Raw genomic sequence first — 22,168 nt, 5'->3', positions numbered from 1 at the left:
GGGGAGGCATAGCCGACGCGTTGCTTCGCTGCAAAGTCGGATCTGGCGAGTTGCGCCGGGTCCCGCCCGCATGCGTCATGTAGCATCGGGCTGGTTTCAAACGTCCTTGGCAGGCAATCGAAGGACTGGAGATTGACATGAAACTACTGTTTAGCCGCAATCCCAATCCTCGCCTCGCGGTCGCGGCGGCGCGCTATCTGAAGGCCGATGTCGCCTTCGAATTCGCCTCGCCCATGGCGCCGGGGCAGGCCGAGCGCTACCGCGCGCTTAACCCCAATTTGACTTTGCCTATCCTGGTCGGCCCAGGATGGAGCCTCTGGGAAGCCGATGCGATCGCCTGCCGGCTCTCGCGTGACATGCATTCGGATTTCTGGCGCACCGGCGACGACGAGCCGCAGATGATCCGCTGGCTGAGCTGGGGCAAGGAGAATTTCGTCAGGGCCTGCGACATGGTGCATTTCGAGCGCGGCACGAAACAGCGCTGGGGACTGGGGCCGATCGACAAGGCATTGGTCGAGGAGGGGCTGAGGCAGTTCCACATGACAGCCGCCATCCTTGAAGCAGAGCTTTGCGGGCGCCAATGGCTGGTCGGCAATTCGGTTTGCTATGCCGACTTTCGTATGGCGACCTTTCTCGCGTTCAATGATGCTGCCCGGTTGCCGCTCGATGACTATCCATCGCTCAGCCGCTGGTATCGGCGGATCGAGCATATCGATGCCTGGCGCGACCCGTTCCAGGGGCTGGATGCGCCGCAACTGCCGCCGGTCAGCAGCGAGGAGCAAGCAAGTATTTTGAACGTTCCGTCTTGAAAGGACCATTGTCGAGGATGCCTGCCAAGCCGCGGCGGAAATGGCTCGCCCCTGCGATGGGACGCGGGCCGTGGCCTGCACTAAGCAGACTTTGTCCGGCGTTTGGAGGTCAGGCAGCATCAGCCGATTGGTCGCCGCTCAACGCATCGCGCAACGCCCGGACTTTTCGCGTGAGAGCATCGATCTCGGCCGAGGTCATGCCTGAACGCTCGACCAGCGTTTCGCCCAGACAGCTGCATTGCGTGAGCAGCGCCCGGCCGGCCGCGGTGAGATCGACCTGCACCTGCCGCTCATCGTCATAGCTGCGCTGGCGGGTCACCAGACCCGCCTGCTCCATGCGCTTGACCAGCGGCGTGACGGTGCTCGATTCCAGCGCCAGCCGGCGCGCTATGGTGCCGACCGACATGCCATCGGCCTCTCCAAGCGCATTGAGCACGAGATACTGAGGATACGTGATCCCCATCTCGTCGAGCATGGGCTTATAGGTACGGTTGATCGCCATGCTCGTGGCGTAGAGCGCGAAACAGAGCTGATTGTCCAGGGGCAGAGGCATCGCGCCATGTTCCTTTTTTGTCGACGTCGTGAGGCTCTTTAGCACAAAAAATCGTATCGCGATACATATTATCGTGGACAAGAAGTCATCGTTGCGCTAGACATATCATTATCGCGATATCATTTATCGCGACATCTAACACGGAGATTGAGATGACTGAAGCTTCACATGCGAAGGCCGGCTCAGGCAGCGGCACGATCACCACCAGGGACGGTACGCAGATCTACTATAAGGATTGGGGCACCGGTCAGCCGGTCGTCTTCCACCATGGCTGGCCGCTGAGCAGCGACGATTGGGATGCCCAGATGCTTTTCTTCCTCTCCAAGGGCTATCGGGTCATCGCTCATGACCGCCGCGGCCACGGCCGTTCCAGCCAGACGGACACCGGCAATGAGATGGACACCTACGCCGCCGATGTGGCGGCGCTGGTTGCGCATCTCGACCTCAAGAACGCCATCCATGTCGGGCATTCGACCGGCGGTGGCGAAGTGGCGCGCTATGTCGCGCAGTACGGTACCGGAGGCCGCGTCGCCAAGGCTGTGCTGATCGGCGCGGTGCCGCCGATCATGCTCCAGACCGCTGCCAATCCCGGCGGCCTGCCGATCGAAGTGTTTGACGGCTTTCGCTCAGCGCTGACAGCGAACCGCGCACAGTTCTTCCGCGACGTTCCGGCCGGCCCTTTCTACGGCTTCAACCGTCCGGGCGCGACGGTGTCGGAAGGTGTGGTCGACAATTGGTGGCGCCAAGGCATGATGGGCGGCGCCAAGGCGCATTACGACTGCATCAAGGCGTTCTCGGAAACTGACTTCACCGAGGACCTGAAGAAGATCGACGTGCCGGTGCTGGTCATGCATGGCGACGACGATCAGATCGTGCCGATCGCGGATTCGGCGCTGCTCGCGATCAAGCTGCTCAAGAAGGGCGAGCTCAAAGTCTACAAGGGCCTTCCGCATGGGATGGCGACTACCCGTGCGGACGTCATCAATGCCGACCTCCTGGCCTTCTTCCAGGCCTGAGTCCCAGCGCCAGAAAAGCACCCGCCGTCGGGCGGGTGCTTTGCTCTGTGGAGCTCGTTCCGAGTAGCCGGCTCAGGCTTTCCTGGCCTCCTTCATGTTCGGCAGGAACACGGTCAGCAGGCCGAGGAAGGGCAGGTACGAGCAAACGTGGTAGACGAAGTCGATGCCTTTCATGTCGGCGATGACGCCGAGCACGGCCGCGGCGATGCCGCCCATGCCGAAGGCGAAGCCGAAGAAGATGCCGGCGATCATGCCGACGCGGCCGGGAACCAGTTCCTGCGCGAAAACGACGATGTTGGAGAAGGCCGACGACAGGATCAGGCCGATCACAACGGTAAGCACCATCGTCCATTCCAGATTGGCGTAAGGCAGCGCCAGCGTGAAGGGCAGAACGCCGACGATCGAGAACCAGATCATCGCCTTCTGTCCGTAGCGGTCGCCGAACGGGCCGCCGAGCAGGATGCCAAGCGCCGAGGCGCCGAGGAACAGGAAGAGCATCACCTGCGACATCTGCACCGAGACGCCGAACTTATGGATGGCGTAGAAGGTGTAGTAGCTGGACAGCGAGGCGATATAGGCGTTCTTGCTCAACACCAGCAGCGTCAGCACCGCCAGTGCCCCCATGACCTTTTTGCGTGGGAAGGGCGAGACGTGAGCCGCCGGCTTGCGGCTGGCCATTGAGGCGCGCAGCCGGCTGTACCAGCCGCCAACCTGCCACAGCACGACGATGCCGATCAGCGAGCCGACGGCGAACCAGGAAATGCTCGTCTGGCCGAAAGGCACGACGATGAAGGCGGCGAGCAGCGGGCCCATCGCCTGGCCGAAATTGCCTCCGACCTGGAACAGCGATTGCGCGAGACCGAAGCGGCCGCCCGAGGCGAAGCGGGCGATGCGCGAGGATTCCGGATGGAAGATCGCCGAGCCGATACCGATCAGCGAGGCGCCGATCAGGAGCAGCCAGTAATGGCCGGCATGCGCGAGCACCACCAGCCCGACCAGTGACGAGGCCATGCCCCAAGGCAAGGAATAGGGCATCGGCCGCTTGTCGGTGATCATGCCGATCACAGGCTGCAGCAGCGAGGCCGTCACCTGGAAAGTGAACGTAAGAAGGCCGATCTGCCAGAAATCGAGACCGTAATTCTCTTTGAGCAGCGGATAGATCGCCGAAAGCAGCGACTGCATGATGTCGTTGACGCAGTGGCAGAAGCTCACCGCAAGAATGACGGTGAAGGCCGTCGCTTGCGCCGAGGTGTGGCTTGCCGGCGCTGGGGTGGCGACGGCGGTGGCGGTCGTATCGGTCAAGGCAATGCTCCGGGTCTTTTTGGCGGCGAACCGCAGCCAGCCAGCTTTTTGGCCGCTTGTCTTATAATCGGCTTGAATGGCGACTTCTTTCGTGGTTTGGTCCAATAGTTTCGCAAATGGGCCACATCGAATGCCGCATGGCCGGGAAATCTTCAGGGGCGATGCCGCCGAGCTCGGCCGGCTGCATGAAAGCCGCTGGCAATGGCTGGAGCAGGCGGTCGGGCCGGCGGTCGCGCTGCCGACCGAATATCCCGACGGCTACCACGTGCCGCGGCACCGCCACAGCCGCAGCCAGTTGCTGCATGCGCTTGTCGGCGTCGTGCTGGTGACGACCAGGCACGGTCGCTGGATGGTGCCGCCCGACCATGCGATGTGGATACCGGCCGGCATCGAGCATTCGGTCGAGATGCTGGGCGACGTCTCGATGCGCTCGGTTTATGTGGTGCCGGATGCAATTCCCGGCCTGCCGGAGGGCTTACGTGTCGTCGGCATTACCGAGCTGATGCACAGTCTGATCGTGGAATCGGAGAAGCTGCCTCAGGGCGGCGAGCTCGAAGGACGCGCCGGGCTGATCATGGGGCTCTTGCTGCATGAGATACCGAACCTGCCGGAGCGGCCGCTCGGCCTGCCTCTTCCGTCGGATCCGAAGCTCGCGGCGCTCTGCCGGCGCTTTGTCGCGGCGCCCTCGCCACATGCGACGATCGACGAATGGGCGGATGCCGCTGGCATGAGCCGGCGCTCCTTCACACGCGCCTTCCACCGCCAGACCGGGCTGTCGCTTTCCACTTGGCGCCAGCAGGCCTGCCTGTTCGCGGCGCTGCCGAGGCTCGCCGACGGCGAACCCATCACCAGGGTGGCGCTCGATCTTGGCTATGACAGCGTGCCGGCGTTCATCACCATGTTCAAGCGCATGCTCGGCAGCTCGCCGCGCGGCTATATGCGCGGCGCGCGCGAGTCAGGCGAGGGGCCAAAGCGATCAAGCGGCCCGGTTCAAGCCAGCAGCGCCGCGGCTTAGTCGAACAGGCTTGAGACCGATTCTTCTGTCGCCGTGCGCGAGATCGCCTCGCCCATCAGGTCGGCGATCGAGATGACGCGGATGTTGGGCGCGTCGAGCACGGCCTGGCTCGGCTGGATGGAATCGGTGATCACCAGTTCCTGCAGTTTCGAGCCACTGATGCGGGCAACCGCGCCGCCCGAGAGCACGCCATGGGTGATGTAGGCAGTGACGCTGGTCGCGCCGTTGGCGAGCAAGGCATCGGCCGCGTTGCAGAGCGTGCCGCCGGAATCGACGATGTCGTCAATCAAGAGGCAATCCTTGCCGGCGACGGCGCCGATGATGTTCATCACCTCGGATTCGCCGGGCCGCTCGCGGCGCTTGTCGACGATGGCGAGCTGCGCATCGAAGCGTTTTGCAAGCGCGCGCGCCCGCACTACGCCGCCGATGTCGGGCGATACGACGACGACATTGCCGAGCTGCTTGTATTTCGCCTTCACGTCGCGGGCCATCACCGGCACCGAGAACAGATTGTCGGTCGGAATGTCGAAGAAGCCCTGGATCTGGCCGGCGTGGAGGTCGAGCGTCAGCACGCGATCGGCGCCGGCGCGGGTGATCATGTTGGCGACGAGCTTGGCCGAAATCGGCGTGCGGCCTGAGGCGCGGCGGTCCTGCCTGGCGTAGCCGAAATAGGGAATGACCGCCGTGATGCGCCTTGCCGAGGAGCGCATGAAGGCGTCCATCATGATGAGCAGCTCCATCAGATGGTCGTTGGTCGGATAGGAGGTCGACTGCAGGATGAAGACATCCTCGCCGCGCACGTTCTCCTGGATCTCGACGAAGATCTCCTGATCGGCGAAGCGCCTGACGCTGGCCTTCCCCAGCGGGATGTTGAGATAGCGAGCGACCGCTTCGGCCAGCACCCTGTTGGAATTGCCCGCAAAAAGCTTCATGCACCGTTCCTGGTGAAGGATGGAGAGACCGGACAGACTCTCATGAGCCTTTATGCCGGGCTTTTAGCGGCCCGCGCCGGTATTGCAAGCCTCGTGATCGGGAATCGTTCGACAAGGCGCAACAAAGGCCGGCTGGATCGCAAGCCGGCAACAGGTTGGTCGATCAACCGGCGCCGTCGCCGCCGAGCCACGCGGTGAACTGGTCGATCGTCTGGTCGGCGATGGCCTGCATGGTCGCCGGCGCTACTGCCGGCCAGCCTTCGCCACTGCCGACCGAGGCCGCTTTCTGCTGCCCATTGATGCGATGCAGGCGGTTGCCCGAAGGATCGTAGATGTCCCAGACATAGATGACTGTGGTCTCCTTGCCTTCGGACATCGTCGAAAAATATCCCTTCAGCACATGCGTCGCCGTCTGGTCGGTGCTGCCGACAAGGGTCACGCCGCGCTGCCTGGCGCGCGTCTGCAATTCCGCCGTCAAGGGTGCTGCGGCCTCCACCGAGGCGCCGACGATCGGCGCTACCTGCAGCCGGGTCTTGGCGATGGCGGCGGCCTGAGCCGGCGTGGCAGGCGTTGAAGCCGCCGCGGTCGCTGTGGGCGCGGGCGCGGTGGTCGTTGTTGGCGATGCGGTGGCCGACGTGCCCTGGGTGGCCGGCAGAGCCTGGGCCGAACCCGCCGGCGGCTTGACGGCAGAAGGATCGAGGACGTCCTTGGCGTTGGTGCAGGCGGCCAGCGCCAGCGCCGCAAGCAATGACACGGTCGTCACCTGCGATCGTCTCATTTGCCCGACAACTCCTTGGTGGCGAACGCCCCCGCGTGAACCAACCATTATGGATTCACTGCACGATCAAGTCGAGATCATGGCGCGAGAGCGGCTTCGGCGCCGATTCCGTGGTAAGATAGGTGCGGCCGAGCGTCATCGCCGTATCGGTTTCCGAATCCATGATGATCATATGCGCGAACAGCGTCATGCTGGGCGCGATCGGCTCCGGATTGCCCTGGTAGAACATCGGCATGTCCATCCAGGACGGCGTGAAGCGGGCGCCGAGCGAATAGCCGCAGGCGTTCAGCCGGTGCTTGGTCAGATTATGCGCCTCGAGCGTGCGGGCATGCGCGTCGAAGACGTCGCCGAAGGAATTGCCCGGCGTCATCGCCTTCTCGACGGCAAGCAGAGCCGCGCGGGCGGCATCGAACAGTTCCTGGTGGCGCTTCGAGATCTTCCCAGTCAAAACGGTGCGCATCATCGCCGCGTGATAGTGATGGAAGACGCCCGCCCATTCGAGCGTCAGCTGGTCGTTCTTGGTGAGCTTGCGGCGGCCGGCCTTGTAGCGGCAGAGCAGGGCATCCGCGCCGGAGCCGATGATGAATTCGTTGGCGGGATAGTCGCCGCCGCCGGCAAAAACTGCTCCTTGCATGGCGGCCAGGATCAGCGCCTCGTCGCCGCCCTGCTTGATCAGCGGCAGCGCGGCATCGAGCGCATCGTCAGCGAGGCTTGCGGCTTTTTCGGCCTTGGCGATCTCGGCCGGACTCTTGAAGAGACGCAGCCGGCCGACGATTCCGGAAGCATCGGCGATCTGGCCGAAGGTCTGCAACTGCTCGTCCACGCGACGGCCATTGTAGGCCGTGAGGCCGTGCGTGTCGTATTCCACGCCGATGCGGGCGCCAAGCAGATCGAGATCGTTGAGTAGGTTGCGCAGGTCGATCGCGGGATTGGCGCCATCACGATCGGTCCACAATACGATATTCTCGATGGTCGAGGTGTTTCGCGCCTGCCTCAAATCGGCCGAGCGGGTGAGCAGCACCATCGAGCCGTCGCCCTTCACCACCAGGCACTGGAAGAAGCAGAAGCCGAAAGTGTCGTAGCCGGTCAGCCAGTACATGCTCTCCTGCGCGAACAAAAGCACGGCGTCGAGCTTCTTCTCGGCCATCTCGATCAGCAGCCGGTCGCGCCGCGCGTCGAATTCCGAACGTTCGAAATGCAGCGCCATTTACTCTTTCTCCAGAACGATTGCCGAAACCTGCCGCCCGTAATCCGCTTCCTTGCGGTGGGTGGTGCGGCGGTAGGAATAGAAAAGGTGTTCTTCGGCGTAAGTGCAGCGGCCGAGCCCGTCGGCGGTCACGCCGGCCTTGCCCAACCGATCGACCGTATATTGGTTGAGGTCGAACATCGAGTGGCCAGGGTTCTGCGACGATCTGAAGTAGAGTTGATTGCCGGGGTCGGCCTCGACGAAGCGAGCGACGAATTCCGGTCCCACCTCGTAATTGTCGGGTCCGATGGAAGGGCCGAGCACGGCGACGATGCGATCGCGGCGGGCGCCGAGCCCTTCCATCGCGGCTACGGTGTTTTCGAGCACGCCGGTGAGGGCGCCTTTCCAGCCGGCATGGGCAGCGCCGATGACGCGCGCCTCCGCGTCGGCGAACAGCACCGGTCCGCAATCGGCCGTCGAGGCGCCGACAGCGATGCCCGGCCGGTCGGTGACGATGGCGTCTGCCTTGGGGCGAGCGCCGGCAAAAGGCTCCCTGGCAATGACGACATCGGGAGAATGGACCTGGTGCGCGGTGAGGAGATGATCCGCCGGCACGCCCATCCAGTAGGCAACGCGGCGACGGTTCTCGGCAACCAGCGTCTGATCATCGCCGGAGCCCGTGCCGATGTTGAGGCCTTGATAGATGCCGCCGGAGACGCCGCCGATGCGGGTGAAATAGCCGTGGCGTATGCCTGGCGCCTTCGCAAGCAGCGGCGAGCGTACTGGATCGGGTCTGGTCTGATTCAGCATGGAAGGGTTTGTTGTCCGCGTGGGCGATTTCGTCAAGGTGGAGTTCGGGTGGGGTACGTGGTTCGGGCAAGTGGCAGGGCCAGCTTGCACGGGTTGCCCGCCGATGTCAGCCAGTTTTCGCGGCCGGCAGGATCTTCATCACCTTGAACAGCTCGCCCATCGCATCGGAGCCGGCAAGGCGCTTGACCGCCTCGGAAATCGCCTGACGCGCGACATCATCGGCCAGGGCGCCCAGCGCGCCGGCGCGCTCGAGCAAGCCCATGCCGAGCAGGAATTCGCTCTGCGTGGTCAGTTCCGCCTGGAGGCCGTGCTCCCGGACGGCTGCAGCCAACGCGGCGAAATCGACATGAGCGGTAAGATCGGCCCCGCCGGGATTGGCCAGCACGTCTTCGTGATCGTGCCTGCGCACAGCCTGGAATGTGTCGCCGAAGCCCGGCTCAAGATGGCCGTAGTCGATGAACAGCCCGGCGCCGCCATGGCCGGCGATACGCTCGGCAATCGCTGCCATCAGCGCGGCGCGGGCCGGCGCCACCTCGACGATCGCGCCTTGCAGAGCATCGGCCGCGCCGGCCGGCAGCAGCGCCGGGTCGACGGAACCCGCGCCGGCGAAGAAATGAAGATTGTCTTTCTCGTCGAGCCCGACCATGCGCTCGCGCCAGCCGGCGCCGACATAGACGAACTGGCGGATCGGCACGGCGTCGAAGAGTTCATTGCCGACGATGAAGAGCGGCTGCTGCGGCAGCGTGTCGATGGTTTGGTGCCAGCTCAGGGCGGGGCTCTGGCCGGCGAGCGTCTCTTTCTGGATTTCGGCCAGGCGCGGACTGGTCTCGATCATGGCGAAGGAAGCCTCGGCGGCAAGCGCCGGATCGAGGCGCGACCAGGTGCGCAGCATGTCCTTCATCAGCGTGCCGCGACCGGGCCCGATTTCGGCGAAGGTGGCTGGCAGCGGACGCGCGGCGCCTTGCCAGGCCTGGTAGAGCCAGACGGCGACAAGCTCGCCGAACATCTGGCTGATCTCCGGCGCGGTGACGAAGTCGCCGGCGGCGCCGAAGGGCTCGCGCGTCGTATAATAGCCGTCCTCAGGGTCGAACAGGCAGAGCGCCATGTATTCGCTGATTGGGATCGGCCCCACCGCGCCGATCAGGCCGACGATGCGCTCCTTCAGCCTGGTCATGCCGGCTGCGTCTGCGTCGTCGGCTTTGCGGTGGCCATTGCCCAGATGCCGGCAAGCACCATCGGCGAGGACAGGACCATGCCCATGGTCAGCCAGTTGGTGCCGAGCAGATAACCGAGCTGCTGGTCAGGCTCGCGGAAGAACTCGACGAAGATGCGAGACAGGCCGTAGCCGCAGATGAAGGCGCCGCCGACGAAGCGCGGTGTCTTCAGCTTCAGCCGCGAGTGGGTAAGAAAGCACAGCACCAGGAAGAGCACAAGACCTTCCAGCAGCGCCTCGTAGAGCTGGCTGGGATGCCGGGTGAATGGGCCGCCATTGGGGAATTCGATCGCCCAGGGCACGTCCGACGGACGGCCCCAGAGCTCCGAATTGATGAAATTGGCCACACGCACCAGCCCAAGGCCGACCGGCACGCCGGCCGAGACGACGTCAAACAGCGTCCAGGTATGAATGCCGCGCTTGAGCGAAAAGAGGGTCATGGCGAGGATCACGCCGAGCAGTCCGCCATGGAACGACATGCCGCCCTGCCAGACCGCCAAGGTGTCGAGCGGATGCGCGATATAGCGTGGAAGGTCGTAGAAGAGGACATAGCCGGTGCGCCCGCCGAGCACCACGCCGATCGCCGCCCAGACGATGAAATCGTCAAGATCCTCGGGCTTCATCGGCAGCTTGCCGTCCGGCCAAAGGCTGGCATTGCTGACCAGGCGCTTGGCGTACCACCAGGCGAACAGAATGCCGACGATGTAGCCGACGCCATACCAATGCACCGCCAGCGGCCCGATATGGACGATAACCGGGTCGATATTGGGGAAGGGCAGGGAGGCCAGCGGCAGCAGGAAATATTCGCTCAAACTGGGTCGCTCCGGTTGCGGTCGTCTATCGGGCGCGGACCATGCGGCAGGGTTTTGGCGGGGTCAAGGCACGCTTCGCTTGCAATCCGTGCCGCGCGCCACTACGTCAAAATAATCAAGCGAGGATTTGCCATGTCGACCGGAACGAACCGCATTCTCGACGAATTCGCCAAGCTGATGACCGATGCCGCGGGGGCAGCCCAAGGCGTCAGGCGCGAGATGGAGACGGCTTTCCGCAGCCAGGCCGAGCGCCTGCTCAACTCCATGGATGTGGTGAAACGCGAGGAGTTCGAGGCCGCGCGCGAGATGGCCGTCAAGGCAAGAGAAGACAACATCCAGCTTGCGGTGCGCGTCGAAGCGCTCGAGGCCAAGCTCGCCGAATTGACCGGGCAAGCCGCACCTGCGGCTGCGGCGAAGCCCAGATCAAAAAAATAATCGTAAACTTTTCCACAAAGCACGATCCGAAAAATCGCTTTGCCGTGAATCGCTTACCGGCATTGCATGAATCTTTTTGACAGCGCCTTTCCACATGCGGATGACGCAGTGCGAAAAATTGGGCTGTTCACGCGACTCCCGATCAATAGACTGAATTTGTTGCATGATTCGAAGCAGGGTCATGCGCCGGGCGGTGGGGTCCGGTTGGGGTCTTTGCGTTTGGAAAGTCCTGGCCGTCCGAGTTCTAGACAAGATTGTTCGTTGTGCGTGCCCTCTCTCGCGGAGCGTGTGGCGGCGCTCTCAGAACGACAGGAAGCATTCATGGAACTCCTCGAACTCGAATTCTCCCGCGAAATCCACCCGGTGGACGTCATCGAGCAGGTGGCCCACAACAATGACTGGTCCTTCGAACGCGCCGGCGACGACGAGATCTCGATTTCGGTGACAGGCAGCTGGACCGACTATCATGTCTCCTTCTCCTGGATGGAAGATTTCGAGGCGCTGCACCTGGCCTGCGCGTTCGACATCAAGGTGCCGGAAACGCGCGCGCTCGAAGTGATGCGGCTCCTGTCGCTGATCAACGAACAGATGCTGTTTGGCCATTTCGACCTGTGGGAGCAGGAGGGCGCGATCATGTTCCGGCAATCGCTGCTGCTTGCCGGCGGGGTCGAGCCGTCGAGCCAGCAGGTCGAGGTGCTTCTGTCATCGGCGTTAGAGGCCTGCGAATGCTATTTCCAGGCCTTCCAATTCGTCGTCTGGTCGGGTACGTCGGCCAAGGACGCGCTGTCCAGCGTGCTCTTTGAAACCCATGGAAGCGCCTGAGCGAAGCCAATACCGCCGATGAGTTCCAGCAGCGAGCGCAAGCCCGAGATCAGCTTTGCCGATTTCGATCGTGTCGACATCCGTGCCGGCACGATCGTCGAGGCTGAGCCCTTTCCGGAGGCGCGCAAGCCGGCATTCAAGCTGAAGATCGATTTCGGCCCGGCGATCGGCGTGAAGAAGTCGTCGGCGCAGATCACCAAATATTATGCGCCGGAGACGCTGATCGGCCGACAGGTCTTCGCGGTGGTCAATTTCCCGCCGCGCCAGATCGGCCCGTTCATGTCGGAAGTGCTGACGCTTGGCTTTCCGGACGAGGAGGGCGCCGTCGTGCTCGGCGCCATCGAGCGCAAAGTGCCGGACGGCGGGCGTCTATTCTAGAACCAGCCTGGGCCGGCCTGACGTCACCGCGTTCTGATCGGCGCGCTTGCGCGGCATTCCCAGCGCTTCTTCGACAACGTCGAGGAACATCTCGGCGCATGACTTCCAGCTGTAGCGCAGTGCGCGCTGGCGCGCCTCCGCGTGGTCAATGTGAAGCGCCTTGAGCGCCGCCTCGCGCAAATCCTCGGATACGGCCCCACCGACGCCGTCGCCGACGATGTCGATCGGTCCGGTCACCGGATAGGCGGCCACCGGCGTGCCGCTGGCCAGAGCCTCGATGATGACGTTGCCGAAGGTGTCGGTGCGGCTCGGAAAGACGAAGACGTCAGCCGAAGCGTAGATTTCCGCCAGTTCGTCGTTCGGGCGATGGCCGAGGAAATGCGCGTTCGGATAGCGGGCGCTGAGCTTTGCCAGTTCCGGCCCTTCGCCGACCACCACCTTGCTGCCGGGGAGATCGAGATCGAGGAAGGCGGTCAGGTTCTTTTCGATCGCGACACGGCCGACGCAGAGGAAGATGGGGCGGGGAAAGCTGGTGTCCTTGCGTTTGTCCGGCCGGAAATGATCGGTGTCGACGCCGCGAGTCCAGGGCCTCAGCTTATCGAAGCCGCGCGAGGCAAGGTCGTCCGCCAACGATTGCGTGGCGACCAGCGTGCCCTGTCCGGAATTGTGGAAGTCGCGCAGCCAGTTATAGGCCCACCTCTCCGGCACCGGCAGGCGGGCGCTGAGATATTCGGGAAAACGCGTGTGGTAGCTGGTGGTAAAGGGACGGCCGGCCTTGCGGCAGTAGCGGCGCGCCATGATGCCGAGCGGCCCTTCGGTGACAATGTGGATGTGGTCGGCCTTTCCCGCTTCGATCAGCCGCGCGACATGACTGGGGGTTGTCAACGCGAGCCGAATGTCCGGGTAGGTCGGCAGCGGCAAGGTGCGGAAGATGTTCGGCGTCAGAAAATCGACCTGGACTTCGAAGGATTTCAGCGTTTCGGTAAGCCGCTCCAGCGTGTGAACCACGCCGTTGACCTGCGGTCGCCATGCATCGGTGACCATCAGGATTCGCATGGCGACCCTTCGCACAGATTCTTGGGCGCGCCGGCACGATGGCGGAACGGCAGCCAGGCTGCAGCTCGCGCTTCGCTCCAGCGCACCCGGGCGGGTGCGGGATCGAAGCGGGGCGGCATGGCCGAATCGATAAAGGTCGCGCGCTTCATGCGCGCTCTTGACCATGATTTCATGACGGGGGGATGAAGGCCGTCTTTGTCCGACTAAGCCGGCACCTTGATCACGGCTCGCAAACCGCCCAGCGGGCTGTCTTCAAGCATGATGTCGCCGCCATGGGTTCGGGCGATGTCGCGGGCGATCGACAGACCAAGGCCGGTGCCGCTGGCATCGAGATTACGCGCTTCGTCGAGCCGCAGGAATGGCTTGAACACTTCTTCGCGCTTGTCCGGCGCGATGCCGGGACCATCATCGTCGATGGTGACGGTCAGCGAGCCGCGGCCGTGATTGGCATGGACCTCGACCGTCTTGGCATATCGGAAGGCATTGCCGATCACGTTGGACATCAACCTGGCAAAGGCGTTCGGCCGCACATGCACGGTCGGATCGCCGGTCAGTGTCGTCGACAGCTTGCATTTGCGCAGTTGCGCTTCCTCGCCAAGCTTCTGGAAATAGGCACCGAGATCGAAGCGGCCGGTGTCTTCCGCCGCCTCGCCGCGGGCAAAGGAGAGATAGCCCTCCAGCATCGACTGCATGTCGTCGATATCCTGGTTCAGCGCGGCCTTGGTCTCGGCCTTGCCGCCGGCCAGGGCCAGCTGCAACTTGAAGCGGGTCAGAATGGTCCTGAGATCATGGCTGACGCCGGTCAGCATGGCGGTGCGCTGCTCGATCTGGCGCTCGATGCGCTCGCGCATCTGGATGAAGGCGAAGCCGGCGCGGCGCACTTCCTCCGCGCCGCGCGGACGGAAATCGCGCGGCATCGGCCGGCCCTTGCCGAAGCTCTCGGCGGCTTCGGCCAAGGTCAGGATCGGCCTTATTTGATTGCGCAGGAAGGGGATGGCGATCATCAAGAGCACCAGCGAGGTGCCGACCATCCAGATCAGGAAGATATGGGTGTTTGAGGCATAAGCCTGGCTGCGACGCACGAAGACGCGCAGCACCTTGCCTTCGAGCTGGACGCGGACCTCGACGACATTGGAGTTGCCGACCGTGTCGATCCAAAAGGGACGGTTGATCTGCCGGGTAATCTCCGACGACAGGGCCGTGTCGAGGATTGAGAAGAACGGCTTCGGCCCGGGGGCCGGCAGGGGATCGGGCGGCAGCAGATCCACTTTCAGCTGCATGCGGTCTTGGGCGATGCGGATGATGTTGGCGTAATCGGCGTCGTGGGGATAGGTCTCCATCATGTCGATGATGGCAGCGATGTCTGCGATCGTCGCCTGCGACAGGCGTTGGGTAACTGTCTGCCAGTGGCGCTCCATGAAGACGAAGGCAACGACCGACTGCAAAAGGATCATCGGCGCGATGACGATGATCAGGGAGCGGGCATAAAGCCGCTTCGGCATGTAGAGCGCGACCAGGCGCCAGAACCGGTTCCAGGCGCGCGGCATCGCCCTCAGCGTGCGCAAAGCGAGATCGCCGAGGCTCCCGGTCTTGGGCTTTTCCAGTTGCGTGGTCGCCATTCGCCCTTCCGCTCGTAGACGGCCATTCAGCCAAGGCCGTCTGCGAGCATGTTATTCCACGCTGAGCCGATACCCAATACCGCGCACGGTCTGCAGCCACACCGGATTTGACGGATCGCGCTCGATCTTGCGGCGCAGCCGGTTGATCTGGACATCGATGGTCCGCTCGCCGACATCCGATTCGTCGCCGACGAGCTCGTGCCGCGGTATGGTTTCGCCCGCCCGGGCGGCGAAGATCGCCAGGATTTCCTGCTCGCGGTCGGTCAGCTTCAGCGCCTCGCCGCCACGCTTCAGTTCGCGCTTGGCGATCTGGAACGTGTAGGGGCCGAAGACGAGCTGCTCGACTTTCGGCGTCGCCGCCGGGCCGCCGCGGCGCAGGATGTTGTTGATGCGCAGGATGAGCTCGCGCGGATCGAAGGGCTTCGGCAGATAGTCGTCGGCGCCGGCCTCGAGCCCGGTGATACGGCTGTCGGTTTCCGACAGCGCCGTAAGCATCAGGATCGGCACGTTCTTCTCGGCCCGCAGCGCCTTGGTGAGGTCGACGCCGGTTTCGCCGGGCATCATGACGTCAAGCACGAGCAGGTCGAAGTCCAGCCCCGCGAGCTTGCGCCGGGCCTCGCCGGAGTTGCCGGCGACGGTGACCCGAAAACCGTTCTCGGACAAATATTGCTTGAGCAGATTGCGAATGCGGGTGTCGTCGTCGACCACCAGCAGATGCGGCGCATCATCGCCGGGCGCTGCCGGATGATCAACCTTCTCAGTGGTCTCCATTTTTCTTCCCCGATGTTTGCGCAGGCACAATGTCGATCTGCGCTCTAAGTTCCGGATTGACCATCGCCTCGAGGAATCTCTCGATCGAGGCGCGCTCGGCGGTCCCGGAATCCTCCAATGCAGCACGGATGCGGCGCGACTGTGGCCGTGCCAGCGCCAGTGCCAGCGCGCGGCCTTTGGCAGTCGGATAGAGCTCGCGCTGCCGGCGGTCGCGCAACCCTTGCACCTGGACAATATGGTCCGTGTCGATCAGCTGCTTCAACACCCGCGCCAGGCTCTGCTTGGTGATCTTCAGCACATCGAGCAGCTCGGCGACCGTCAGTCCGGGCCTGCGGTTGACGAAATGCAGGACGCGGTGATGGGCACGGCCGAAGCCGTAATCGGCAAGGATCTGGTCGGGATCGGAGGTGAAGTCGCGATAGGCGAAGAAAAACAGCTCGATGATGGCAAAGTCGATGCCGTCCTCGTCGGTGATCGCCGTCCTGATCGGTTTTCCGGCTGCGGGGCTTCGTTCCGTCATCGTTTCTCCATGCCAAGCGGGAATTACGTCAGTACTGTTGACGTAATTTCCCGCAAATGATAATTTTTGACAAGCTTTTCGGCGGATTGCGAACGAAAAGGCAAGCGGAAGCCGTTTTTCCGGAACTTCCTAAGTTTGCCAGGGATTGAATATCCGCCTACGCTTCCAGACACAGGCCGGCCAGTGGCGGGGCCGATACGAAAGGCTATATGACACAACGATTGGCGGGCGCCCGCCCGCGGGAGGTTTCCATGGCATCCGTTCCCTTCGATCAACTGGACGGTTTCATCTGGATAAACGGGGAGTTCGTCAAATGGGGCGAGGCCAAGATCCACGTGCTGACCCATGGCCTGCACTATGCCAGCGCGGTCTTCGAGGGCGAGCGCGCCTATGGCGGCCAGATATTCAAGCTCACCGAGCACAATGAGCGCCTGCATGAATCGGCGCGCCTGCTCGGCTTCAAGATTCCCTACTCGGTCGGCGAGATCGACGAGGCTTGCCGCAAGCTTCTGAAAAAGCAGGGTTTCAAGGACGCCTATGTGCGTCCGATCGCCTGGCGCGGCAGCGAGCAGATGGGTGTTTCGGCGCAGAACAACCGCATCAACTGCGCCATCGCCATCTGGCAGTGGCCGAGCTATTTCGACCCGGCGCAGAAGCTGAAGGGCATCCGTCTCGACCTCGCCGAATGGCGCCGGCCCGACCCGCGCACCGCGCCATCCAAGTCCAAGGCCGCCGGCCTCTACATGATCTGCACGCTTTCCAAGCACGCCGCCGAGGCCAAGGGCTACGCCGACGCCATGATGCTCGACTGGCGCGGCCAGGTGGCGGAAGCCACCGGCGCCAACATCTTCTTCGTCAAGGACGGCAAAATCCACACCCCGACGCCCGACTGCTTCCTCGACGGCATCACCCGCCGCACCGTCATCGGCCTGGCCAAGGACCGCGGCTTCGAGGTGATCGAGCGCGCCATCATGCCCGAAGAGCTCGATGGCTTTGAGCAGTGCTTCCTTACCGGCACGGCCGCGGAAGTCACGCCGGTCTCGGAAATCGGCCCGTACCGATTCGAGGTCGGCGAGATCGCCAAGACGTTGATGAACGACTATTCTGCCGCGGTGCAGCCAAAGCACGCCATCGCCGCAGAATAGCGATAGTCACAGCCTTTTTGTGCAACGGGGCGGTTTCGGGCCGCCCCTTTTATTTAGGCGCCTGCGCAGCAATTCGGCGTCTCACGGGTGCGGGCGATCCGGCGACGGCAGCGGAGCAGCCGGTGGGACTGGCAGGGCGATGGGCATACAAAGCATCATCGTCGGCGCCGGCGGCATCCTCACCGACATCATGCGCGCGGTCATGACCGTGATGAAGAATAGGCTTGGCAGAATTTCAGGCTTCCCATGGACGGCTATGGCCGCCCATTTCTTTTAGAGGGATCACCGGTGGACGCAGTCGGCTGTGCCCTCTACATCAGGGCAACACCTCGAAAGGAAAGCCATGGGTCAGCTCAATGCCGGCATCGTGCCGGTCACGCCCTTCCAGCAGAATTGCACCATTCTCTTCGACATGGACGACAAACAAGGTGTCGTCGTCGATCCCGGCGGCGACGTCGACAAGATTCTGGCGGTACTTAAGGACAACGCGATCACGGCGAAGGCGATCTGGATCACTCACGGCCATATCGATCATGCCGGCGGCGCGATGGATTTGAAGGATGCACTCGGCATCGACATCATCGGCCCGCACGAGGCCGATCGGCCGCTGCTTGCCAATCTCGAGACCCAGGCCAAGCGCTTCGGCCTTACCGATCCGGTGCGCAATTGCATTCCGGACCGTTTTCTCAGCGAAGGCGACACGGTCTCGTTCGGAGAGCATGTGTTCGAGGTGCTGCATTGTCCGGGGCACGCGCCGGGCCACGTCGTCTACTACAACCGCGCGGCCAAATTCGCCCATGTCGGCGACGTGCTGTTTCGCGGCTCTATCGGCCGCACCGATCTGCCGGGCGGCGATCACGCCGCGCTGATCGCCGCAATCAAAGACAAGCTGCTGCCGCTCGGCGACGATATCGGCTTCATCTGCGGTCACGGTCCGGGCGGCCGCTTCGGCGAGGAGCGCCGGACGAATCCCTTCCTGACCTGATCCTCTGCGCAAAGAAAAAGTGCCGCTCGAGGGCGGCGCTTTTGCCTGGACTGGAAACCGTAAGTCTTAGTTGGCAACACAGAAATGCTGTTCGCCATCGTTGCCGGTGAATGTGCCGGTACGCGAGTTGAAGGTGCGGTACCGGTCGGAGCAATACTCGTACCATTCGCGGGTCCACGGCTCGGCATAGCGGTCGGCATAGACGACGCGCGGCTGTACATAGTAGCGGCGAACGGGGCGGTCGACATAATAGCCGTCATCATAGGCGGGATCGTAGTATCTCGGCCCAGGGTTGCTGAGCGCACTACCGATCAGGGCGCCCGCCGCCAGGCCGACAACGCCCGCGGCAAGGGCGTCGCCGCCATTGTGATGATGACGACGCCAGCGCCAATCATCAGCATTTGCCGCCGAGAAGGTGGCCAAAGTGGTCGCGGCGACGCCGGCGGTCACAATGGCGGTCTTGAGAATTCGGTTCATTTTCGGTCTCCTTCGCGCCGGCCCGCGTATTTCAGGGGATGCGGGTCGGCTTTAGCAGGGGTTAATAGAAGACCGTGGCTGAACGGAGGCTGAACGGCACTGCGCGAACGATTTCGCGGCTCGACAAAATTCCGAGCTCTGCGGGAGCGCCCCGCCTGCTCAGTCTCCGTCGGATCTGTCTGAGCCGGCTTAGCCGATAGACAGGTTGACGGCCTTCGGACCCTTGCCTCGCTTGTCGGGCTCGGTGTCGAATGTCACTTTCTGCCCATCCTCAAGACCGGGAAGGCCCGACGCCTGCACGGCCGAAATATGGACGAAGACGTCCTTCGCGCCATCGTCGGGCGTGATGAAGCCGAAGCCCTTGGCATGGTTGAAGAATTTGACGGTGCCGGTCTGCGGCATGGGAAGCTCCTTTGATCCCATCAAGTCAGTCTCGGGCCGGCAAATTGCCCGAGAGGAAATTTGTCCTTTATTTTAGCGCTATCGGCAAGAGAAAGTTTTCGCCTGCCAATACAACTATTTGCCGGACAAAAAAGGGCGCGACGGAACCGTCGCGCCCTCGAAAACTCAAGCTTCCTGCGAAGCCGATTCATGATCCTGCCGCGCCGTTCATCAGCGGAAGGACAGGCAGCGTCGCCCGCTCAGGCGGCGCGGAGGTTGACCGCCTTCGGACCCTTGCCCATGCGGTCAGGCTCGACGTCGAAGGTGACCTTCTGGCCGTCGACGAGCGTACGCAGGCCGGAGGCCTCGATCGCGGAGATGTGGACGAACACGTCCTTGGCGCCGCCGTCAGGCGTGATGAAGCCGAAGCCTTTGGTGGCGTTGAAGAACTTTACGGTGCCGGTCTGGGCCATGGGGGAAACTCCTTCACCCGTATCAGTCTCGTGGGCTCGCCCGCTTCCTTGGGCTGATCCCGGTGTTGCTTCGGCAGTCATGCATTCGCGCATGGTCAAAGCCCCCGCCGAAAAACGGGGCCGTCAGAGATTCACACTATCGGGGAAAGGTCGTCCAAAACGTGCCGCTCTCCGGGTCGCAAATGCCCGAACACCAAATTTATTACACGGAAATGTGATGGTTGCAAGACAGCACCGCAGGCGGCCCTCGGCGCGCCCAACGCGAGGCCATCGATAGACCCGGCGCCATGACCGGTCATCGGCCAGTGAAAAGCCGGGCATGGGCCAGTGCGAGAAGCCGACCGGCGACAAATTTCGCCCCGGGCAAAGCACAAGCCGGGGTTGCGTTCGATCCCAAAATGGCGAGGAATTGCGCGAGCTGGCGCGATCGCGCCTGAGCCAGATAGGAGAGGGACCTATGCGATTTCTTGCGGCAATCGTTTCGCGGCAGGGCCTTGTCGCCCTGCTACTGTCGGCATTGCTGGCGGCCTGTACCGTGGTCGTCGACGAAGGACCGCGTCCGCGTCCGCCGAGACCGCATCCGCAGCTCTGCACGATGCAATACGAACCGGTGTGCGCAAGACGCGGCGGCGACCGCCAGACCTTCGCCAATGCCTGCCTGGCGGAGAGGGCAGGGTATCGTATCGTGCGTGACGGGCCTTGCCGGGATGGCGGCGGTGGCGGCGAGCAAACCTTCTGCACCCGCGAATACGCGCCGGTCTGCGCCAGACGCTACGGCGAGGTGCGCACTTTCCCGAATGCGTGCGAGGCCCGCGCGGCGGACTATCGCATCATCGGCGACGGGCCTTGCTAGCGGCATTGCGGGCAAGTCGTCAGAGCGCTGCCCACACACTTGCATCTGCCGCCCGCTTGGCTTAGGTCCGGCGGGCGGACAAACACGGCAGGTTTCCCATTAACAGAGATCAGAGAAGAGCGGCAAACGCGGGCGGCAAGCCAGGATCGGCGAGCCCCCTCGATCCCTATGTGCAACGGGCGCTGCAGCTGCACCAGGCAGGACGCCGGCAGGAGGCGGAGTCGCTTTACCGGCAGGTGCTGGGGCAGCAGCCTAATCATGCCGCCGCGCTGCATTTCCTCGGGCTCCTCCTGCACCAGACCGGTCGCAGCGAGGAAGGGCTGGACTTCATCGAGCAGTCGGTCACGCTGCAGCCCCAAAATGCCGATTTCCTCAACAACATGGGCACGGTGATGCGCGACCTCGGCCGCGTTGCCGCCGCCGTCGATTTCTTCCGCGGCGCGGTGGACATCCGCCCGGACCAACTCGCGGCGCGCGACAATCTCGGCTCGTCGCTGAAGCAGCTCGGCCAGTTCGAGGGCGCTGAGGAGATCTATCGCGGCACGATCGGCCGCAACCCGTTCCATGTCCGCGCCCGCATCGGCCTTGCCGAAACGCTGCAGGAAGCCGGGCGGCTCGACGAAGCGATTGCGCTCTTCCGCGAGTCGCTGTCGATCCGGCCCAAGGATGCCGAGCTGCTCTACGGGCTGGGCGTCGCCCTGATGGAGAAGGGCAAGCTCGCCGAGGCCGCCGATCTTGCCCGCCAGGCGGTGGCGATCGCTCCGGCGATGGCGAAAGCTTGGCTTCTGCTGACCCAGGTCAAGCGCCAGACCGAGCGCGACGCCGAGCTTGCCGGCATGGAGGCCGAGCACGCCAAGGCGCCGCAGGACAGCCTTGCGCGCATGCAGCTTTCCTTCGGCCTCGGCAAGGCCAATGACGATCTGAAGGATTATGGCCGCGCCTTCGACTATTTCGCCGAGGGCAATGCGATCCGCCGCAAGGGCATCGACTACGACCCGGTGAGAACGCGCGACGAGTTCGAAGCGATGAAGTCGGCCTTCGACAAGGCCTTCTTCGAAAAGCACAGGCCGAGCGACATTTCCGACGACACGCCGATCTTCGTCGTCGGCATGCCGCGTTCCGGCACGACGCTGGTCGAGCAGATCATAGCCAGCCATCCGCAGGTCTTTGGCGCGGGCGAGCTCAGCATCCTGAAGTCGGTCGTCGGCAAGCAGTTTCCGATGAGCATGCCGGGCGGTTTTCCCTCAGGGATAGCCGACATGCCGGACAAGGCCTTTGCCGAGGCCGGGCAGGCCTATATCGACATGCTGCATGCCCGGTATCCGGGCTTCCGCCATGTCACCGACAAGATGCCGGGCAACTTCCTGCTGGTCGGCTTCCTGCACATGATGCTGCCGAAGGCGAAGATCGTGCATTGCGCGCGCGACGCCGCGGCCACGTGCCTGTCGATCTTCAAAGTGCATTTCCGCGGCGACAGCCATCGTTACGGCTACGATCTCGGCGAGCTCGCCGATTTCCATAACCTCTACACCGATATCATGGCGCATTGGCACAAAGTTCTGCCCGGCGTCGTCCACGACGTCCGCTACGAGGATTTCGTCGCCGATCAGGAAGGCCAGACGCGGGCGCTGATGGCGCATCTCGGCCTGCCTTGGGACGACAAGGTGCTGGCGTTCCACGAGACCGACCGGCCGGTGCGCACGGCGTCGGCCGCGCAGGTGCGCCAGCCGATGTATCAGGGCTCGGTCGACCTGTGGAAGCGTTATGGGGAGCGGCTGAAGCCGCTGCTCGTCAAGCTCCAGAACGGATAGGGCCGGGTTGGATGGT

At 63.4% G+C, this 22,168-nt stretch carries 27 protein-coding genes; 11 read left to right on the top strand and 16 right to left on the bottom strand.

Translation table 11 applies throughout. The annotated features are described in order from the left end of the window. Positions 1 to 137 precede the first annotated feature (137 nt). Positions 138 to 809: a glutathione S-transferase family protein gene (locus CK222_RS20955; protein ID WP_095801667.1), complete on the top strand. Its 672-nt coding sequence runs from the start codon at positions 138 to 140 to the stop codon at positions 807 to 809. A gap of 109 nt (positions 810 to 918) precedes the next feature. Here CK222_RS20955 and CK222_RS20950 read toward each other — a convergent pair whose 3' ends face one another. Then, a complete protein-coding gene (locus CK222_RS20950) occupies positions 919 to 1,362 on the bottom strand; it encodes a MarR family transcriptional regulator (protein WP_095801832.1) in 444 nt (147 codons plus the stop codon). A gap of 152 nt (positions 1,363 to 1,514) precedes the next feature. Between CK222_RS20950 and CK222_RS20945 the strand changes: the two genes are divergently transcribed. Beyond that, on the top strand, positions 1,515 to 2,378 hold the full coding sequence (locus tag CK222_RS20945) for an alpha/beta hydrolase (protein ID WP_095801666.1): 864 nt from the start codon (positions 1,515 to 1,517) through the stop codon (positions 2,376 to 2,378). A gap of 72 nt (positions 2,379 to 2,450) precedes the next feature. Here the strand turns inward: CK222_RS20945 and CK222_RS20940 are convergent, their stop codons facing one another. After that, positions 2,451 to 3,680, bottom strand: coding sequence for an MFS transporter (locus CK222_RS20940; protein ID WP_176477688.1), 1,230 nt, complete (start codon positions 3,678 to 3,680; stop codon positions 2,451 to 2,453). 130 nt (positions 3,681 to 3,810) lie between these two features. On the opposite strand from CK222_RS20940, the gene CK222_RS20935 reads away from it, so the two are divergent. After that, positions 3,811 to 4,695 carry a helix-turn-helix transcriptional regulator gene (locus tag CK222_RS20935; RefSeq protein WP_095801665.1) on the top strand — a complete coding sequence of 295 codons (885 nt, stop codon included), beginning with the start codon at positions 3,811 to 3,813 and terminating at the stop codon, positions 4,693 to 4,695. On the opposite strand, the gene CK222_RS20930 is transcribed toward CK222_RS20935, so the two are convergent. The 6 genes from CK222_RS20930 to lgt form a co-directional block, all read right to left on the bottom strand. Continuing rightward, positions 4,692 to 5,627, bottom strand: coding sequence for a ribose-phosphate pyrophosphokinase (locus CK222_RS20930; protein ID WP_066994382.1), 936 nt, complete (start codon positions 5,625 to 5,627; stop codon positions 4,692 to 4,694). The two genes, CK222_RS20935 and CK222_RS20930, sit on opposite strands and share 4 nt — an antisense overlap. A gap of 163 nt (positions 5,628 to 5,790) precedes the next feature. After that, positions 5,791 to 6,405: a hypothetical protein gene (locus tag CK222_RS20925; protein WP_095801664.1), complete on the bottom strand. Its 615-nt coding sequence runs from the start codon at positions 6,403 to 6,405 to the stop codon at positions 5,791 to 5,793. A gap of 55 nt (positions 6,406 to 6,460) precedes the next feature. After that, positions 6,461 to 7,612: a Xaa-Pro peptidase family protein gene (locus tag CK222_RS20920; protein WP_067326575.1), complete on the bottom strand. Its 1,152-nt coding sequence runs from the start codon at positions 7,610 to 7,612 to the stop codon at positions 6,461 to 6,463. After that, the gene (gene pgeF / locus CK222_RS20915; RefSeq protein WP_095801663.1) at positions 7,613 to 8,401 is read right to left on the bottom strand and encodes a peptidoglycan editing factor PgeF; all 789 of its coding nucleotides are present in this window, start codon (positions 8,399 to 8,401) and stop codon (positions 7,613 to 7,615) included. It abuts the gene before it with no gap. Between the two features lie 106 nt (positions 8,402 to 8,507). Next, complete coding sequence (locus CK222_RS20910) at positions 8,508 to 9,575, bottom strand: class I SAM-dependent methyltransferase (protein ID WP_095801662.1); 1,068 nt, start codon at positions 9,573 to 9,575, stop codon at positions 8,508 to 8,510. Next, a complete protein-coding gene (gene lgt / locus CK222_RS20905; protein WP_095801661.1) occupies positions 9,572 to 10,426 on the bottom strand; it encodes a prolipoprotein diacylglyceryl transferase in 855 nt (284 codons plus the stop codon). The genes CK222_RS20910 and lgt overlap by 4 nt, the downstream gene beginning before the upstream one ends. Positions 10,427 to 10,558: 132 nt before the next feature. Here lgt and CK222_RS20900 point away from each other — a divergent pair, with 132 nt between their 5' ends. The 3 genes from CK222_RS20900 (at position 10,559) to CK222_RS20890 (ending at position 12,061) form a co-directional block, all read left to right on the top strand. Further along, the gene (locus CK222_RS20900) at positions 10,559 to 10,861 is read left to right on the top strand and encodes an accessory factor UbiK family protein (protein WP_066994397.1); all 303 of its coding nucleotides are present in this window, start codon (positions 10,559 to 10,561) and stop codon (positions 10,859 to 10,861) included. Positions 10,862 to 11,182: 321 nt separating this feature from the next. Continuing rightward, positions 11,183 to 11,683: a YbjN domain-containing protein gene (locus tag CK222_RS20895; RefSeq protein WP_066994911.1), complete on the top strand. Its 501-nt coding sequence runs from the start codon at positions 11,183 to 11,185 to the stop codon at positions 11,681 to 11,683. Positions 11,684 to 11,701: 18 nt separating this feature from the next. Beyond that, complete coding sequence (locus CK222_RS20890; protein ID WP_066994400.1) at positions 11,702 to 12,061, top strand: tRNA-binding protein; 360 nt, start codon at positions 11,702 to 11,704, stop codon at positions 12,059 to 12,061. On the opposite strand, the gene CK222_RS20885 is transcribed toward CK222_RS20890, so the two are convergent. The 5 genes from CK222_RS20885 to CK222_RS20870 are packed head-to-tail and all read right to left on the bottom strand — an operon-like array spanning position 12,053 to position 16,027. Further along, on the bottom strand, positions 12,053 to 13,117 hold the full coding sequence (locus CK222_RS20885; protein ID WP_095801660.1) for a glycosyltransferase family 1 protein: 1,065 nt from the start codon (positions 13,115 to 13,117) through the stop codon (positions 12,053 to 12,055). The two genes, CK222_RS20890 and CK222_RS20885, sit on opposite strands and share 9 nt — an antisense overlap. Then, the gene (locus CK222_RS32415) at positions 13,105 to 13,266 is read right to left on the bottom strand and encodes a hypothetical protein (RefSeq protein ID WP_164746746.1); all 162 of its coding nucleotides are present in this window, start codon (positions 13,264 to 13,266) and stop codon (positions 13,105 to 13,107) included. Before CK222_RS32415 ends, CK222_RS20885 begins: the two co-directional genes overlap by 13 nt. 54 nt (positions 13,267 to 13,320) lie before the next feature. After that, positions 13,321 to 14,736, bottom strand: a complete 1,416-nt coding sequence (locus CK222_RS20880) for an ATP-binding protein (RefSeq protein ID WP_095801659.1) — start codon at positions 14,734 to 14,736, stop codon at positions 13,321 to 13,323. A 51-nt stretch (positions 14,737 to 14,787) separates the two neighbouring features. Continuing rightward, positions 14,788 to 15,507 carry a response regulator transcription factor gene (locus tag CK222_RS20875; RefSeq protein WP_059188911.1) on the bottom strand — a complete coding sequence of 240 codons (720 nt, stop codon included), beginning with the start codon at positions 15,505 to 15,507 and terminating at the stop codon, positions 14,788 to 14,790. After that, entirely contained in the window at positions 15,494 to 16,027 is a 534-nt protein-coding gene (locus CK222_RS20870; protein ID WP_095777371.1) for a MarR family transcriptional regulator, read from the bottom strand. The genes CK222_RS20875 and CK222_RS20870 overlap by 14 nt, the downstream gene beginning before the upstream one ends. A 251-nt stretch (positions 16,028 to 16,278) precedes the next feature. Here CK222_RS20870 and CK222_RS20865 point away from each other — a divergent pair, with 251 nt between their 5' ends. From CK222_RS20865 to CK222_RS20860, 3 genes are all read left to right on the top strand, one after another. Next, the gene (locus CK222_RS20865) at positions 16,279 to 17,172 is read left to right on the top strand and encodes a branched-chain amino acid aminotransferase (RefSeq protein WP_095801658.1); all 894 of its coding nucleotides are present in this window, start codon (positions 16,279 to 16,281) and stop codon (positions 17,170 to 17,172) included. 139 nt (positions 17,173 to 17,311) lie between these two features. Beyond that, positions 17,312 to 17,449: a hypothetical protein gene (locus CK222_RS32410; RefSeq protein WP_176477687.1), complete on the top strand. Its 138-nt coding sequence runs from the start codon at positions 17,312 to 17,314 to the stop codon at positions 17,447 to 17,449. Between the two features lie 66 nt (positions 17,450 to 17,515). Further along, complete coding sequence (locus tag CK222_RS20860; RefSeq protein ID WP_095801657.1) at positions 17,516 to 18,157, top strand: MBL fold metallo-hydrolase; 642 nt, start codon at positions 17,516 to 17,518, stop codon at positions 18,155 to 18,157. Positions 18,158 to 18,223: 66 nt separating this feature from the next. Here CK222_RS20860 and CK222_RS20855 read toward each other — a convergent pair whose 3' ends face one another. The 3 genes from CK222_RS20855 to CK222_RS20845 all read right to left on the bottom strand — a co-directional run bounded on the left by CK222_RS20855 (position 18,224) and on the right by CK222_RS20845 (position 19,488). Further along, entirely contained in the window at positions 18,224 to 18,634 is a 411-nt protein-coding gene (locus CK222_RS20855; RefSeq protein ID WP_066994411.1) for a BA14K family protein, read from the bottom strand. 189 nt (positions 18,635 to 18,823) lie between these two features. Continuing rightward, entirely contained in the window at positions 18,824 to 19,036 is a 213-nt protein-coding gene (locus CK222_RS20850; protein WP_006202521.1) for a cold-shock protein, read from the bottom strand. Between the two features lie 239 nt (positions 19,037 to 19,275). Then, positions 19,276 to 19,488, bottom strand: a complete 213-nt coding sequence (locus tag CK222_RS20845) for a cold-shock protein (protein WP_006202520.1) — start codon at positions 19,486 to 19,488, stop codon at positions 19,276 to 19,278. Between the two features lie 457 nt (positions 19,489 to 19,945). On the opposite strand from CK222_RS20845, the gene CK222_RS20840 reads away from it, so the two are divergent. Both CK222_RS20840 and CK222_RS20835 read left to right on the top strand, forming a co-directional pair. Further along, the gene (locus tag CK222_RS20840; protein WP_066994414.1) at positions 19,946 to 20,341 is read left to right on the top strand and encodes a Kazal-type serine protease inhibitor domain-containing protein; all 396 of its coding nucleotides are present in this window, start codon (positions 19,946 to 19,948) and stop codon (positions 20,339 to 20,341) included. A gap of 170 nt (positions 20,342 to 20,511) precedes the next feature. After that, positions 20,512 to 22,152, top strand: coding sequence for a tetratricopeptide repeat-containing sulfotransferase family protein (locus CK222_RS20835; RefSeq protein ID WP_095801656.1), 1,641 nt, complete (start codon positions 20,512 to 20,514; stop codon positions 22,150 to 22,152). The last annotated feature ends 16 nt before the right edge of the window (positions 22,153 to 22,168 follow it).

Origin of the sequence: Mesorhizobium sp. WSM3866, assembly GCF_002294795.1 — a bacterium.
Classification (GTDB): domain Bacteria; phylum Pseudomonadota; class Alphaproteobacteria; order Rhizobiales; family Rhizobiaceae; genus Mesorhizobium.
This window is presented reverse-complemented; position numbering and strand designations above follow the sequence as displayed.